This is a genomic window from Algoriphagus faecimaris (assembly GCF_900101705.1).
Classification (GTDB): Bacteria; Bacteroidota; Bacteroidia; order Cytophagales; family Cyclobacteriaceae; genus Algoriphagus; species Algoriphagus faecimaris.
Genome location: NZ_FNAC01000101.1, coordinates 1 through 1,413 on the forward strand (window position 1 = coordinate 1; position 1,413 = coordinate 1,413).

At 48.8% G+C, this 1,413-nt stretch carries 1 protein-coding gene; it reads left to right on the plus strand.

Annotated features, from left to right (window positions below; translation table 11 throughout):
* A partial coding sequence (locus tag BLQ57_RS20755) for an IS1182 family transposase (RefSeq protein WP_139162863.1) occupies positions 1 to 1,273 on the plus strand: 1,273 nt, incomplete at its 5' end.
* Positions 1,274 to 1,413: the final 140 nt, after the last annotated feature.

Consider the following 1,413-nt stretch of genomic DNA (forward strand, 5'->3'; position numbering starts at 1 on the left):
CCGAGAAAACATCGTGTACATGTGGTTGGCAGGGATGCAGCGTCCCGACCACCACACCATCAACCGCTTCCGTTCCGAACGTCTTCGGGATGTGATCGGCCAAATTTTTGCCCAGGTGGTGCTGCTCCTGCATGAAGAGGGGCTACTGGATATCAAAGAAGTGTATACCGACGGTACCAAGATCGAAGCCAATGCCAACCGTTACACCTTTGTTTGGGGCAAGGCGATCAAAAAAAACAAGGAACGGATTAGCAAACAGCTTAAGGAACTCTGGGAGTATGCAGGCTCGGTAGCATCAGCCGAGTTGGGTAGCCAGGAGCCAGACTTTGTCAACCCTACTGCCGAAAAAGTCACCCAGACCGTTGAAAAGATCAACCAGGCACTGGAAGGCAAGCAGGTAGACAAAAAAGTGAAGCAAAAGCTCAACTATGCCAGGAAGAACTGGCCCGTCAAGCTGGAAGAATACGCCCAAAAGGAGGAAGTGCTTGGCGATCGAAACAGCTATTCCAAAACAGATCCCGATGCCACCTTCATGCGGATGAAAGAAGACCACATGAAAAACGGTCAGCTCAAGCCCGCCTACAACCTTCAGCTCAGTACACACGGCCAGTTTGTGGTCAACTATTCCATTCACCCCAATCCCAACGATACGCTCACGCTCAAACCTCATCTGGAACTCTATCAGAGCCGCTACGGCTTTTATCCCAGCGTATGTACCGCGGATGCCGGATATGGCAGCGAGGAAAACTATTCCTATCTGGAAGAAAACAGCATCGAGGCATTCGTTAAATACGGTCTGTTCCATAAAGAACTCAGTCAGGAAAGCAAACCAAACAGAACCATTGGCCTGTTGGAGAACCTGTATTACGACTCTGAAAAAGATCGTTATATCTGCCCCATGGGACAACCGATGGAGGCAAGCGGAAAAAGTACCCGAAAAACTTCGACAGGATTCGAGCAACAGCTCCATCATTACCGGGCAAAAAACTGTATCGGCTGCCCGCTAGCTGCCTCCTGCAAACCGGGAAAGGACGGCAAAGTCCTTCAGATAAACCGACAGCTTCAGCTACACAAAGCCAGAGCCAAAAGCCTGCTCACTTCAGAGGAAGGAAAACAGAAAAGAAAGCAGCGGGCAACAGATGTAGAACCTGTTTTCGGAAACCTCAAGTTCAACAAAGGCAGAGGCAGATTCATGCTCAGAGGTAAGGAAAAAGTAGCTATCGAAACTGGTCTGCTGGTCATCGCACACAACTTGGCCAAGATGGTCCGATGAGCCATTTTAAAGCCCGGTTTTTGTCCATTAAGCCGTGGAAATACTGCATAGTAACTCCTTTACCAAAAATCAACACCGAAACCCGAAGTTGAACAGAGGTCAAAAAAATAAAGGCCGAAAATCAGTAAATCGGCCTCTAC